The organism is Paenibacillus sp. JT22N7 (genome assembly GCF_059383875.1).
In genome coordinates, this window is record NZ_JBXENY010000001.1 from 461,613 (window position 1) to 475,024 (window position 13,412).

Below are 13,412 nucleotides of genomic sequence, written 5' to 3' on the forward strand. Positions count from 1 at the left end.
TTAAATCGCTCCTTCCGGATTTTGCAGTTTTCGCAATTGGTTTAGGTTTTTGATATATAACGCCCCGCAGACAGCTGTTAAAAGCAAATAAACGGAGACAGGAATCGTTTGAAGCAGCTGTATATACCCTGTGCTAAACAAAGCCTTCAAACCGATATTGCCGGCAAACCAGAGCGAGATCAGGGCGTATTTCGTTATGTCCGAGCGAATGCGGAGTATGATATACAGAAAAACAACGGAAAACAGAAACAGTGACGAAGCTGACAGCGCCAGCGCAAACAGCAGGTGAATGTGCTGAAACATAGCGGAAGCAGCAAGCACGAGTGCTACATTCAGCGCCAAACAGATGAGGCTAAAAGCCAGCATCCGCAGCGAAGCAAGCTGATACACATTGTATTTGCACACCATTTCCGTTTCATACGTATCGCTATGCTTGCGGCGAACGAAGAAGAGGGTGGATACAAGGAGGTAGAGGACGGGCGACCCGATAAAGATAGCGGCATAAATATCCTCCTCTATGACCTGCGAATGGCTTGATTCTAAAAATAGGGCGAATAGCATAAGCAGAGAGCCGGCAGCAAGCGCAAAGGCAATTTCCGTCCAGTCATGAAACATATAACGAAAGCCAAGACGGGTATACATTAAGCGCAAGTAGGCTGAGAAGGTTTGCTTCGGCACAAGCCCCCGTGCCACAATTAGATTGATTTGCTGCTCGATTTCCAGCTCGCTTGGCAGCTCAATCGTCTCCGTTTTATCGGTTTTCATCGTAATCGTCTCCCAATCTGTTTTTCAGCTTTCTGAGCATCGTATAATATTTCGTTTTGACGGTCGATTCCGGCATATGCAGCAGCGGCGCAATGTCGGCAAACGTATATTCGGCGAAAAATTTGAGCCGGAAAATATGCTGAGCGGCAGCATCCATCTCGTTTACAAGCTGCAAAACAGCTTCGACCTGTTCTTTTTGCTCAATTTCCAGCGTGAAATCCTCCTCCTCGGCAATTTCTTCATCCATCGCTGTCGTTCGTTGATCGTAGCGATAGTACCGCGAGCGGTAATAGTCAACGATCCGGTTCGTCGCAAGCTTGTACAGCCATGCCCGGAACGAACCCTTGCCTCCGTCATAACGCCCAATCGCCTGCAGCATATGGATGAAGATGTCCTGTGTGAGATCCATGGACAGCTGTTTATTCGTCGTCTGTCTAAACACATAGCTGTACATTTCTTTGTAATAATGGCGGACCAGCGCGTTCGCTGCTGCCTCGCTTGATTGTTTTTGGATTTGCTTAATCCATGCTGCTTCCGTCTCCATGCGCCCTCTCTTTTCCTAAAACGTTATGCTGCTCGACAATTTATGCCGCTTATTTATATATTCGTAGTGTAGCGTAAAATAGTTTGGCTGAAATAAATCTTTTCCAGCCACTTGAAAAAACGCTGCAGGCTTTCGCGTATGAAATCAGGCGGAACTTCCAATGCTTTTGTTGTATAATGGGAAATATATGAAGACTCTTTTAAAGGAAAGCAGCGCATAAATTGGCTAATGGGGAAAGAGGCAGATACGAATGAAGATATGGGATATGCCGAAGTTGCCGGCACCGGAGCGGCTGGAGAAGCAGATGCGCATACTCGCTGCGCTGGATTTGATGATGTGCGAGGAAGAATGGCTTCGCGTTCACCGTTATGATTCCTCATGGTCGGATGATGAAACGATGGGCAGCTTGAACAATGGAGCGGGCGATGTTGTATTTGTCGTTTTTGCACCGGAAGGAGCCATTATCAAAGGCTTCGACCATGAATCACCCTACAGTCCGCATGCGCAGGAGGAATACGGCACTTGGCCGGGCATTTATGATGAGGTGCCGGAAGCGCTGCTGCATCGTATACAGGATGTGGCTTTCACCTATGAGGATGTTACCTTCTGCATATGGTGGGAAAATGGAAATTCCGTGTGGCACAGCAGCGAATATGAGCAGCCGGGTGGTTGGGAAGATGGAGCGGATTTTCTCCTAGGCTATTTGTGCGATTCCCCGGAAAGCTATCAGGAGTGGGCGCAAGGCTACTTTGAGGAGGAGCTGGATTTGGCAGCCGTGCGCGCGGTTTTTGAAGGTGCCGAAATAACAAAAGAACTCATCGCCAGCCTGAATCCGGAGCGAGACGCTGAGGAAGCACTTGAGGAACTGGAAGCGCTTGGCCTTCTGGCACTTTCATAAGGAATGAGTGGGTTTACAGCTTGATCGGAGTATATTATAATCGTCACTGACAAGTAAATAAAACTCGCTGTGAGACTAATGAGAACAGCCGCTGGATTGAGTATATAAATTCCAAATATGGGGTGTATACATTCTTTCTGTCGGCTTTTTTTAATTTATAGCCGTTGAAATCGTTTACAGCTTGACAGCCTTCACAGTAATCCGGGCAGCCGTGAATGATTGCGAGTAGGGAGGGAACAGGCATGCAGCCGAATACGGTCATTCCGGCCATTCGGAATTTCAAGGAACTAGAGCAGGCGCTTGCCTCGCCGCAGCCCATCTTATTTTTGCTAGAGGGTGAGCTAATCCAATTGCAAGGCATTGCGGATGCGGTGCGAAGCGCGGGGAAAAAGCTGTTCTTGCATCTGGATATGGTCAAAGGCATTAAGGACGATGAGGCATCTATTCATTATTTAGCCAAGGCGATCAAGATTGATGGCGTCATCAGCACGAGAACGTCCAGCCTTCTGCTTGCTAAGAAACATCGGCTGGCCGCTATTCAACGCGGATTTCTCATTGACTCGCATTCGGTCAAGACGATTATTAATACGGCTGCGCATGTGAAGCCCGATTACATCGAGTTGCTGCCAAGCTTCGCCAACTCTATGGTCGGCAAAATCAGGCAGGAGACGAATACGGAAATTATTTTGGGCGGCTTTGTGCATACACGTGAGGATTTGCCCGCTTTGTTCGGTTCTGGTGCTATTGCGGTTTCATCCAGCAATGCGGCGCTGTGGAACGTGTAAATCAGGAGGTTATTGAATTGATGGAAAAATATATATTGGCGCTCGATCAAGGCACGACAAGCTCGCGAGCTATTTTATTTAATAAAAAAGGGGAAAAGGTTCATACGGCCCAGCAGGAGTTTAAGCAATATTTTCCAAAATCAGGTTGGGTCGAGCATAACGCCAATGAAATTTGGGGCTCTATACTGGCTGTCATTGCCGCCTGTTTGTCTGAATCAGGCATTAAAACGCAGCAGATTGCTGGAATCGGCATTACAAACCAGCGTGAAACGGCGATTGTATGGGATCGCGAGACGGGAATTCCGATTTACAATGCCGTCGTCTGGCAATCGCGCCAAACGGCAGAGATTTGCGAGCAGCTTAAGGCTGATGGCCACGAGCCGTTGTTCCGCAGCAAGACGGGCTTGCTTATTGATGCTTATTTCTCAGGCACCAAGGTGAAATGGATTCTTGACCATGTGGAGGGCGCGCGTGAGAAGGCTGAGCGCGGCGAGCTGATGTTCGGAACGGTCGATACGTGGCTGATCTGGCGCCTGTCCGGGCGCAAAGTCCATGTGACGGATTATTCCAATGCTTCGCGCACACTGATGTATAACATTAACGAGTTAAAATGGGATGAAGAGCTGCTGGAGCTGCTATCGGTACCAGCTAATATGCTTCCAGAAGTACGTCCTTCCTCTGAGGTCTACGGCTATACCGACGAATATCATTTTTTCGGCTGCAAAATTCCAATCTCCGGCATCGCAGGCGACCAGCAAGCGGCCTTGTTCGGTCAAGCCTGCTACCAGGAAGGCATGGCAAAAAACACTTACGGCACAGGCTGCTTCATGCTGATGAACACGGGTGAAAAAGCAGTGGTGTCCGAGCATGGCTTGCTGACCACAATCGCGTGGGGGATAGACGGAAAGGTTGAATATGCACTGGAGGGCAGTATTTTTGTAGCGGGCTCTGCTATTCAATGGCTGCGGGATGGCCTGCGCATGCTGCAAAATGCGACGGACAGCGAGCAGTACGCCGCGCGCGTCGATTCAACGGAAGGCGTTTATGTCGTTCCGGCGTTTGTTGGACTAGGCACGCCTTATTGGGATAGCGACGTGCGCGGGGCGGTATTCGGGCTGACACGCGGCACGACCAAGGAGCATTTTATTAGAGCAACGCTTGAGGCGCTCGCTTACCAGGCGCGCGATGTGCTTGCGGCTATGGAGGCTGATTCTGGGCTAACGCTGAAAACGCTGCGCGTCGATGGCGGAGCCGTGAAAAATGACTTCCTCATGCAGTTCCAGAGCGATATTCTCGGCGTTCCGGTCGAGCGTCCGGTCAATGCAGAGACGACGGCACTAGGCGCTGCCTATTTAGCGGGACTGGCGGTAGGCTTCTGGACCAGCCGCGAGGAAATTATGGAGCAATGGCACAAGGAGCGGGCATTCCAGCCCGCCATGGAGGAAGAGCGTAAAGAAAAGCTCTATACCGGCTGGAAAAAAGCAGTGAACGCCGCGAGGGCGTTTAAATAATAGAACGGCCCCCTGGTTGCCGGGGCAGTCATAAATAGGGGCAATTCCTGCTGTCATGCAAGATGACTTTAGGAATTGCCCTATTTGTTTATACGCGAGTATTAGCCCATTTCCCTTCTAGTGAATACGGCCCAGCCGGCGGCGTAAAAGCATAGCATATAACCGGACAGAATGATCAATGAAAATGGAAGGGTAACACCTTCTACTATTGGGGTGCCTGTAAAATAAGCCTCAAGATTCAAATGAGAAAATAAAAAATATTTTGCGAATTCCGGTTGAATTCGACTTAAGAAGGCAGAGATCATATTGCCGCCAAACAAGATAAACACAGAGAATGCAATGGCGAGAGAATTGCTTCGAAACAGTATAGAGATGACAAATGCCATAGTGACAATAACGCAAAGGGTAATCATTTTTAATCCATATGATAGGAACACATGCATAACCATAGGGATGTGTTCATAATTTTGTTTATCCTTTGAAAATATGAATGGCTCTGAAGCGCCATCGACCCCAAATAAAAGGGAACCAATAATCCAAGATGAAAGAAAAATCATACAGATAAGCAAGGCTGAGAACATAAGGACGGAACAATATTTCGCTAACAATATTTTATAGCGGCGAACTGGACGGATGAGCAGCAGCTTCATGGTGTCCCATTTAAATTCACTAGCTACGATATCACTGGCAACAATAAGCGTAAATAATGTGACGAATGGAAGGAAATTGGAGACCAGGCTTAAAAATTTCCAAGATGTCATGCGATCCGGAGACACTCCATTTTCCAAGGCATACTCGTTACGTTGAATTTGTGAATTTAAATAGGGAAGAACATCCTCTGGAGCTTCCTTCATTTGTTCTTTTAACAATTGGTTTTCTTCGTTTATAACGGTTTTCCAATCGTCTGTTTGAGAATCGTTCCTTTTATCGATATTAAACAGTGCCGTCATAATAACAATGATTACAAAAATGATAGCCATGGCCCATACCATAGGACGGCTGTATATTTTAATTTGCTCTGCTCTTATAAGCCTTATCAATGGAAGCCTCCTCTGTCAAGCTCATGAACTTGTCTTCCAGGCTCAACTGTTTGCTTTGAACAGCATATACATGGATCTGATGATGAATAAGGAGATAAAGCATTTCCGAAATTTCTTCGCGTAGCAACAGGAAAACCAATTCGGATTCCTCCACCTTGAGCAAGTTCGACGTTCGTTCATGCTTATGAAGTAATGGTAACGCTCGTTCGGTTGAGTCTATCTCTATTGTAACAACTTGCCTAACGTTTTCTGTTTTTTGCATGGATTCAATCGATTTGACTTCACCATCCACTATAAACGCCACACGATCACAAATCATTTCCATTTCATTTAACAAATGGCTTGAAATAATGACGGTTTTGTTCTGCTCCTTGGTCAAATGATGGAGATAATCTCGGAACTCCTTCATACCGACAGGGTCCATGCCATTGGTTGGCTCATCGAGCAAAATAAGGTCGGGATTATGGAGCAGCGCCTGTGCTAGTCCGAGCCTTTGTTTCATCCCTAGCGAGAAGGTTTTCACTTTTTTTCTTGCAGCTTCTTGCAGGCCGACGACTTTTAAAATTTCCAAAATGCTGTTTTTATCTGGTTCCTGTTGGCTGTAGAGAGAAAAATGAACTAGATTTTGATAAGCAGTTAAAAAAGGGTACATATGCGGTGTTTCAATGATAGCCCCGATATGTTTCGCGGCGAGTACATGATTTTGATTAGCATTTATTCCATTAATATATATGGAGCCTTGTGTTGGAAATATCAGGTTGGCAATTAGGCGAAATAGCGTTGTTTTACCTGCTCCATTGGGCCCGAGCAATCCGAAAATTTCGCCTCTTCTTACCTCAAGTGAAATATTTTGCAATATGCTTTTTCCCCGAATGGTCTTGCTCAAATTTTCGATTTGTAATGGATGAATGGTCACTGGGTTCCCACCTGGTTCAATGTAATAGATTGTCGTATTACACGTTTACTTACTAAAGCGGTTTTACGGTTTTTATAGTAAGCTTCATATGTATTACGGTTGAAAAAATTGAGCTCTTTTAAATTGAAGACATTTACTATAAAAGACTTATGCGATCTTACAAACATATCGGGCAATATGCCCATTAAATCTTTCAAAGAGACATACACATAAATTTCTTGTGTATCCGTGTGAATCAAGGTTTTTTGTCCAATACGCTCAATAAAAATAATTTCAGACAGGTCTAGGTAAACAATCTGATCTCTTTTCGCAATAATCAGTCGATTATGCACCAATTGAATATTCATAATTAACTCCTAAATATTAGCTATTTTTTAGAGAAAAAACATAATATAAAGACGCAATTTCATGAACTTCAAATCGAGAGTCGAATATTTTGAATGTAATATGATTGGATTTCGGCGGTATTAGCCCGTCTGGTACAGCTTCAGCAATGATCTGTCCATTTAAAGTAAAGCGGACAGCTTTATCAGCAAAATCTTTTTTGATCCAAATCTCTTCATTATACTTTTTATATAAAAATTGAGGATTGGTTTTGATTTTTGTTTTTTTCTCGCAAACGAACTGATCTTGACCAATATGCACATGCCATTTTTCTGTTACAAGCGTTTTTATTGTGTTTATTTCTTTAATATCAACGAGTAGATTGTTATCTTCATCGTAGGCATGTACATTATTCACCATATTATCGAATAAATAATTCATGAGCTTCTGTTTCTTATTTGAGTAATAACGCTGCATGCTCCCAACAGGGCTGCCGTTCTCATCTTCTAGTATTGCCGATGAGGTACTCAGCCTTAGAAAAGGTAAAGTCGTTTTATAAATCATAGGACACCCTTCTTATTGAACTAGAATGAGCAACAGCCTATTAGATACATATACCTCAAAAAAAGCTGCGGCGAAAAGTATGAAAAGGGCCGTTGGAATCGTTTTCTTTACAGTCACCCAATAAAAGCTTTTCAATTGTTCATAAGAGATTTTTTTCCTGAAATATGAAGTTAAATGATAAAGATGATCGATTGTAAAAAGAAAGACGATAAGACAGGCGATCCATTCCAAAACCCCATGTGAAAATGAAGTGCTGTAATAGAGTAAAGGAGAGATAGACAACGCATGCCAGCCTGTGCCCATGCCGAAAATCGCTTTTAATATAAGCAATGGGGACAAGCCCGTCAAAGAAAGCATGAACCAGATTAATAGATTGATACTATTGAAAATAAAGATAAATAGAGCATCATTGAAGCCTAGTTGACTTATTTCATGATGTTCAGATTGTCCTGGCGAAAAAAAGCCGATTAGAAAAAAAATAAAGGACAACATGCAGAAAAATAAAATCAATTTTTTTCGAAAATTCATCATTTGAATTACCCTTCAATGGATATGGAAGCATGGCCGAACTATGAAGCCGCTTGCGATTTTGTGGATAATTGATAAGCGTTAATAATACTGTATATCCAGATAATAGGGTATAAGAAAATTCCGACAACGACTGAAATAAGTAGAATAGAAATAAATTCAACAACAAGCAAAATAATTCCCTTTTTTACATATCCTAAATATAAATGCCCAAGACCCGGATAAATAAAAGAAAGTAATATAGCTAACCATGGTTTTTTCAACCCATTCACCCCCTTTCATCTTGAAATTAATAATAACAAAAATGCCCAAACTAATCAATATTGATTATTTAGAATAGATTTTTTACCATTACGTATTGGTAAATGATTGTTTTAAGTATCAAACTTACTAGTTCGAATAGATTCGAAAAAAAATAGTAATAATCAGGTTACGATGTGTTTGTAGTCAAAAACATATTTTTTAGGAGGAAATTGGATTATGTTATACAATGCTTTTACTGGTACGTCGAGTCTTGCTGATGCAGCTTGGTCTATTGCGCAATTGATTTTCAGAAAGCTTAATGTTGCGGGGGATGCTGTTTCACTTTATAACTCCTTGCTATGGAAGTTCCGCGCTATTTACAATTCATTTGGGGGCAATTTCTCTTGGGCAGATCTGGGCGGCGTCATTCTTGATCTAGGAGAATTCATTTTGAGCTTAACGCCTGCAGGGAAAATAGCAGACATTATCTCGGTTCTGTGGGGAAGCGCTAATATTCTTTAGTCTTCTACTAGAAGAATGTTAGTTTAAATAAATTTTGTCCTATTAGTAGATTAATCAGGATAATATTGGGCAAACAAGTCGGTCGTTCGCGGTATTTTTCCGTGGACGGCCGTTTCTTTTGTTTATTTTCCTTCTGCTGTGGTACAAATCGGCTTGGCTTGTTATGATGAAGAGAATACCTGCAAAACATTTTGAATTAAATATGCATTTACAGGAATATTCCTTTTGAAGTATACTTTAATGGATAACAAGTCTGGAGTAGATTTATAATGATGAAAGCGATGACCTTTAGCGCTTTAGCCGAGCCGAACCGCCTGAGTATCGTGGAGCTTCTGCGTGACGGGCCGCTGCCCGTAGGAGCTATTGCCGAGCAGCTGGAGCTGAACCAGCCCCAGACGTCGAAGCATCTTCGCGTACTCAGCGACGCGGGCCTGGTTGAGGTGCAGCCGGCTGCCAATAAGCGAATTTACAAGCTGCGGCCACAATCTTTACAGCAATTGAATGAATGGTCGGAGACGTTCCGCAGCATGTGGGAGCAGCGCTTTGACAATTTGGAGGCTTATTTGAAGGAGCTTCAGAAGCAAGAGGCAGCACAAGCCCAGCAATCGATTACTAAGCTAAAGACGGAGGATGAACATGGCTGATCAATTAGAAATTACAAGAGAACTGGATGCGCCGCGCGAGCTCGTATTTAAAGTATGGTCTGAGGTCGAGCATTTGAAAAAATGGTGGGGACCGACTGGACTGGAAATTAGCTATGCCAAGCTGGATTTTAGACCAGGCGGCATGTTCCATTACAAGATGACGGCGCCGGATGGTGCTGAAATGTGGGGCAGATTCGTTTTTGGAGAAATCGTGGAGCCGGAAAAAATCGTTTTCGTTAACTCTTTTTCGGACAAGGATGGCAATGCCATACGTGCTCCTTTCAGCGAAACATTCCCGATTGAAGTGTCCAATACGTTAACGTTTACCGAGCAGGATGGCAAAACTATTCTTACCTTGCTTGGAGGGCCGATTAATGCGACGGAGGCAGAACGCCAATTTTTCATGGACATGTTCGATTCCATGAGACAAGGCTTTGGCGGCACGTTCGACCAGCTCGAAGCTTATTTGAAAGGCGTTCAAGCAGGCTAAGCCTTTTTAATCGAGTAATTATGCAGGTTTTAAGCAATACCGAAGGCTGTTTCTTTCGCAGTGCAAGCTGCAAGGGGACAGTCTTTTTGTTATGCCGTGCTCAGGAAAGAAATGAAGGCGATCTTTACAGAGGAGGCATGTTTTGCTAAAATAACAAAGATTAATTGTTAACCAAATTTTATTTATTTAGGTTAACAATTTTATCGGATTTAAAATAATAGATACATGTCCGAATAAAAGTGGTGCAGCTTTTTATTTGGTGGGAAGGAAGGTCGTATGATGATGGAGCAACAGCTTAATGGGAGCAAGTGGGAAGCGATGGCGCAAAAAGCGCTTGCTGGACAATGTCTAACGTTAGCGGAGGGACGGTCTATTCTTGGGGCGCAGCAGGAGGAGCTGCTTCCGCTTTTGCAGGCAGCATTTTCAGTGAGGCAGCATTTTTTTGCCAGAAAGGTAAAGCTAAATATGCTGATTAATGCGAAAAGCGGCAACTGTCCAGAGGACTGCGGCTACTGCTCCCAATCGATTGTGTCGACCGCCCCTATCCCCAAATATACCATGCTTGATAAAACGACACTGCTAGCTGGCGCACACGAAGCATTGGCTCGCAAAGCGGGAACCTACTGCATAGTTGCAGCAGGCAGGGGACCTACAGATAAGGAGCTCAGCCAAGTGGTAGAAGCGGTTGAGGAAATTCGCGCGACGATGCCGCTGAAAATTTGTGCCTGTCTGGGGCTGCTGAAAGAGGAGCAGGCGAAGCGTTTAGCTGATGCAGGCGTTCATCGATACAATCATAATTTGAATACGAGCGAGAAGCACTACTCTTCCATTACTACGACACATACATATGAGCAGCGTGTCCACACGGTGCAAACCGCTAAAGCCCACGGTCTATCGCCGTGCTCGGGCGTCATTATCGGAATGGGGGAAACAGACGAGGAGATCGTTGAAATGGCCTTTGCTTTACGCGAGCTTGAAGCGGATTCGATTCCAATTAACTTTCTTCATGCGATACAAGGCACGCCGCTTGCAGCTGCGGGCTGCGTGCCGCCACTGCAAGCTTTAAAGGTGCTGGCCCTGTTTCGTTTAATCTGCCCGTCGCGGGAAATTCGCGTTGCTGGCGGACGGGAGCGCAGTCTGCGATCGCTCCAGCCTTTAGCATTATATGCGGCAAATTCGCTGTTCGTCGGCGATTATTTGACGACAGAGGGCCAGGATATTTCGATTGACCATCAAATGATTCAAGACCTGGGGTTTGAAATTGAGCGGAATGCGCTCTAATCGGACGATTGCTTAATCCGCTCTGCTGCTTCATCTGGATCGTATTATCTCCAATTTAAGGAAGGAGCTATGAAAATCATGTCGAATTTTAAGAGTAGGGCTTTAGAAAATAAGAAAATGATAAGTAAACATGGGGGAAATAATGAGCAAGAAATTCAAGTTCGTCATGGCAGCAGGAATGCTGACCATCATTATCGCATTGGCAGGATGTTCATCCAATAAAGCAGAGGACGATTTGTCCGCATCCGTTCAAACAGAAGCCGTTCCGGAAGTATCGACAACTACATCGCCAATTGGCAGCAGTGAAGAAGCAGGAAATGTCACGCAAAATAATTCATTTCAACCGACCAATCAGGAAACACAATTCGTAGATACGGCTGATTTAGAGGAGGAGAATGAAGATGAGCAGCAGTCGTATGTTGGAAAAACACTTGCTCAACTGCAAGACGAAGGGCTAATCATTATTGAGGAGCAATCCTTTGAGGCGGAGCTTCAGGACTGGGGCGCGGTGCATTTTGTAAGCGGGTATTCTAATGCTAATCATAAAGGGGAGCAGCGATTTTATCTAATCAATAAGGATGGCAAAGCGGAATATCGGCTCCCTCGCAACAGCGCATCCCGTTATGAGCTGGAGGATATTCTTGCAGTTAGCTTTAAAGATATCAATCATGACGGTGAAAAGGATATTATCATTATCGGAAACTATAAGGATGCCAGAGCGGGAGCCAACGGCGGGTCCCTGACATGGGCCTCGGTGTATTTTAGTGACCATCAGTATTTTGTCCCGCTGCTCTGGCTTGATGACCTGCTAAATCGTACCGATGGCAGCAAAAGTATTGCAGGAGTTACGGGGGAGGCCGCATTGATTTATAACGAGATCGCCAACCTGGATGATGATGAAATAAAAATCGAGCATTTGGCAGCACTCATCTGCAGCAGCAAGATGTTAGAAAAGAACAGCTTGAAATATGTAAACACCTACGATTCCACTGCGATTTTTATGGATTATTCAACCTATCTCCATAAAAGCTTAATGTATCTTCTAGGGCAATGCTTCGACCAAGATATTGTTCACATGTTGGCTGGTCATGACGAGCTTGCAGAGAAGGTTAAGATATATGACGAACTTTTGGGAGATATCCTTAGTGAAGTGATAGATTATAATTACGTAAAGAGTGGAAAAGGCACCATGTGGCAAGAATTTGCGGCTAATTATAATCTTGAGTATAGGGCAGTGATTCACAGTTATGTTGTAGGCAATATTGAAAAAAAGATGAACAGTCGTTATGCTGATGTTGATGAGCTTCAAAAAGTCTGGGAACAGGTGCGCAGCCTTATGCTGGCTTTCTCGAAAACGGTAATGGATGAAAACGATGATGGCAGTATGATTTCGCAAGAAGAACTTGATGAAATGGCTGGTAATGCCGATCGGATAGACCGCAAAGTTACGGAGTTTATCGGACTGGCGAAAGATGATACTAAAGCTGGGGGATTAATTGATTTTATGATTGAAGCGATGGATATGACGTTTAGTGATTTTTGATGCGAATAAACAAGTGAAACTATGGTTTGAGGAGCGAACCGCTCATCACGAAATTGCCGTCTACGACACGACAGAGCTGGATGGGGAAAAAGGGCGCTTTCGCGTCCTGCAATTTTCTGGAGATGCGACGCAGGGCGCGCTTGATCTGGAACGCCCCGGACGTATATTGTTCGAATATCCACGGGCGATCATTCATCTGATGGAAAGCAATCAAGCGGCTTTTGAAAAAGTTTTTCTCATCGGTCATGGCATCGGTACGATCGCCCGTTATTTTGAAGATAAAACGTTCAAGGTAGCCGAGCTTGATGAGACAGTCGTAGAGCTGAGCCGGTTGTATTTTGGCTATAATCAGGATAATGTCGTCATTGGAGATGGGCGTGCTTTGCTGGAAGGAGAAGCGGAACATGCTTACGATTATGTCATTGTTGATGCTTTCACCAGACAGGGAACGCCAAAGCAGCTTGTGTCACTGGAGTTTTTTCATTTAATTCGAAGCAAGCTCAGCGAAGGTGGCGCTGTCCTTTTGAATCTCATGGGCAGGGGGGAGCGGGACAGGCTCATTCATGCCATTCAAACGACGCTTGGGGAGGTTTTTGTTTATACGAAGGCGTTCATTTTGCCAGCAGATGGATCAGCTGATTTGCAAAATATCATCCTCATGGGCAGCGATCGGCCTGTCGCCTTTCAAGCTCGCCACATGGCTGGATTCGTGGAGCTTGAGCCCGGTCAAGGCTATATTATTCGAGATTAAAGTTATTTTGTACAATCGCATTGTCAACTATAAAGCGAATGAATCAACGCATGATGAGCAAAA

At 44.4% G+C, this 13,412-nt stretch carries 17 protein-coding genes; 9 read left to right on the forward strand and 8 right to left on the reverse strand.

Features of this window, described 5'->3' with window-relative positions; genetic code table 11:
- Both AC50Y5_RS02010 and AC50Y5_RS02015 read right to left on the reverse strand, forming a co-directional pair.
- Complete coding sequence (locus AC50Y5_RS02010; protein ID WP_494858109.1) at nucleotides 1-765, reverse strand: hypothetical protein; 765 nt, start codon at nucleotides 763-765, stop codon at nucleotides 1-3.
- A complete protein-coding gene (locus AC50Y5_RS02015) occupies nucleotides 752-1,309 on the reverse strand; it encodes an RNA polymerase sigma factor (protein WP_056029898.1) in 558 nt (185 codons plus the stop codon). Before AC50Y5_RS02015 ends, AC50Y5_RS02010 begins: the two co-directional genes overlap by 14 nt.
- A 250-nt stretch (nucleotides 1,310-1,559) precedes the next feature.
- On the opposite strand from AC50Y5_RS02015, the gene AC50Y5_RS02020 reads away from it, so the two are divergent.
- From AC50Y5_RS02020 to glpK, 3 genes are all read left to right on the forward strand, one after another.
- Nucleotides 1,560-2,207: a hypothetical protein gene (locus AC50Y5_RS02020; protein WP_494858111.1), complete on the forward strand. Its 648-nt coding sequence runs from the start codon at nucleotides 1,560-1,562 to the stop codon at nucleotides 2,205-2,207.
- A 242-nt stretch (nucleotides 2,208-2,449) separates the two neighbouring features.
- Nucleotides 2,450-2,992 carry a glycerol-3-phosphate responsive antiterminator gene (locus AC50Y5_RS02025; protein WP_494858113.1) on the forward strand — a complete coding sequence of 181 codons (543 nt, stop codon included), beginning with the start codon at nucleotides 2,450-2,452 and terminating at the stop codon, nucleotides 2,990-2,992.
- Between the two features lie 20 nt (nucleotides 2,993-3,012).
- Nucleotides 3,013-4,503, forward strand: coding sequence for a glycerol kinase GlpK (gene glpK, locus AC50Y5_RS02030; RefSeq protein WP_494858771.1), 1,491 nt, complete (start codon nucleotides 3,013-3,015; stop codon nucleotides 4,501-4,503).
- Nucleotides 4,504-4,604: 101 nt separating this feature from the next.
- Here the strand turns inward: glpK and AC50Y5_RS02035 are convergent, their stop codons facing one another.
- Genes AC50Y5_RS02035 through AC50Y5_RS02060 form a run of 6 tightly spaced genes read right to left on the reverse strand, consistent with a single transcriptional unit; the run spans nucleotide 4,605 to nucleotide 8,147 of the window.
- On the reverse strand, nucleotides 4,605-5,543 hold the full coding sequence (locus AC50Y5_RS02035; RefSeq protein WP_494858115.1) for a DUF2705 family protein: 939 nt from the start codon (nucleotides 5,541-5,543) through the stop codon (nucleotides 4,605-4,607).
- On the reverse strand, nucleotides 5,512-6,459 hold the full coding sequence (locus AC50Y5_RS02040; protein WP_494858117.1) for an ABC transporter ATP-binding protein: 948 nt from the start codon (nucleotides 6,457-6,459) through the stop codon (nucleotides 5,512-5,514). The genes AC50Y5_RS02035 and AC50Y5_RS02040 overlap by 32 nt, the downstream gene beginning before the upstream one ends.
- Nucleotides 6,456-6,806 carry a LytTR family DNA-binding domain-containing protein gene (locus tag AC50Y5_RS02045; protein WP_056029882.1) on the reverse strand — a complete coding sequence of 117 codons (351 nt, stop codon included), beginning with the start codon at nucleotides 6,804-6,806 and terminating at the stop codon, nucleotides 6,456-6,458. Before AC50Y5_RS02045 ends, AC50Y5_RS02040 begins: the two co-directional genes overlap by 4 nt.
- A 16-nt stretch (nucleotides 6,807-6,822) precedes the next feature.
- Entirely contained in the window at nucleotides 6,823-7,347 is a 525-nt protein-coding gene (locus tag AC50Y5_RS02050; RefSeq protein ID WP_494858119.1) for a tubby C-terminal domain-like protein, read from the reverse strand.
- A 12-nt stretch (nucleotides 7,348-7,359) separates the two neighbouring features.
- Entirely contained in the window at nucleotides 7,360-7,878 is a 519-nt protein-coding gene (locus tag AC50Y5_RS02055; protein WP_056029876.1) for a hypothetical protein, read from the reverse strand.
- A 38-nt stretch (nucleotides 7,879-7,916) separates the two neighbouring features.
- A complete protein-coding gene (locus tag AC50Y5_RS02060; RefSeq protein ID WP_235533039.1) occupies nucleotides 7,917-8,147 on the reverse strand; it encodes a TM2 domain-containing protein in 231 nt (76 codons plus the stop codon).
- Nucleotides 8,148-8,355: 208 nt separating this feature from the next.
- On the opposite strand from AC50Y5_RS02060, the gene AC50Y5_RS02065 reads away from it, so the two are divergent.
- The 6 genes from AC50Y5_RS02065 (at nucleotide 8,356) to AC50Y5_RS02090 (ending at nucleotide 13,349) form a co-directional block, all read left to right on the forward strand.
- The gene (locus AC50Y5_RS02065; protein WP_063892464.1) at nucleotides 8,356-8,640 is read left to right on the forward strand and encodes a hypothetical protein; all 285 of its coding nucleotides are present in this window, start codon (nucleotides 8,356-8,358) and stop codon (nucleotides 8,638-8,640) included.
- Nucleotides 8,641-8,912: 272 nt separating this feature from the next.
- Nucleotides 8,913-9,284, forward strand: coding sequence for an ArsR/SmtB family transcription factor (locus AC50Y5_RS02070; protein ID WP_056032800.1), 372 nt, complete (start codon nucleotides 8,913-8,915; stop codon nucleotides 9,282-9,284).
- Nucleotides 9,277-9,774 carry an SRPBCC family protein gene (locus AC50Y5_RS02075; protein WP_494858122.1) on the forward strand — a complete coding sequence of 166 codons (498 nt, stop codon included), beginning with the start codon at nucleotides 9,277-9,279 and terminating at the stop codon, nucleotides 9,772-9,774. Before AC50Y5_RS02070 ends, AC50Y5_RS02075 begins: the two co-directional genes overlap by 8 nt.
- A gap of 282 nt (nucleotides 9,775-10,056) precedes the next feature.
- Nucleotides 10,057-11,055, forward strand: a complete 999-nt coding sequence (gene bioB, locus AC50Y5_RS02080; protein ID WP_494858773.1) for a biotin synthase BioB — start codon at nucleotides 10,057-10,059, stop codon at nucleotides 11,053-11,055.
- 142 nt (nucleotides 11,056-11,197) lie between these two features.
- Nucleotides 11,198-12,598 carry a hypothetical protein gene (locus AC50Y5_RS02085; protein ID WP_494858124.1) on the forward strand — a complete coding sequence of 467 codons (1,401 nt, stop codon included), beginning with the start codon at nucleotides 11,198-11,200 and terminating at the stop codon, nucleotides 12,596-12,598.
- A 13-nt stretch (nucleotides 12,599-12,611) separates the two neighbouring features.
- Nucleotides 12,612-13,349 carry a spermidine synthase gene (locus AC50Y5_RS02090; protein ID WP_494858126.1) on the forward strand — a complete coding sequence of 246 codons (738 nt, stop codon included), beginning with the start codon at nucleotides 12,612-12,614 and terminating at the stop codon, nucleotides 13,347-13,349.
- Nucleotides 13,350-13,412 lie beyond the last annotated feature (63 nt).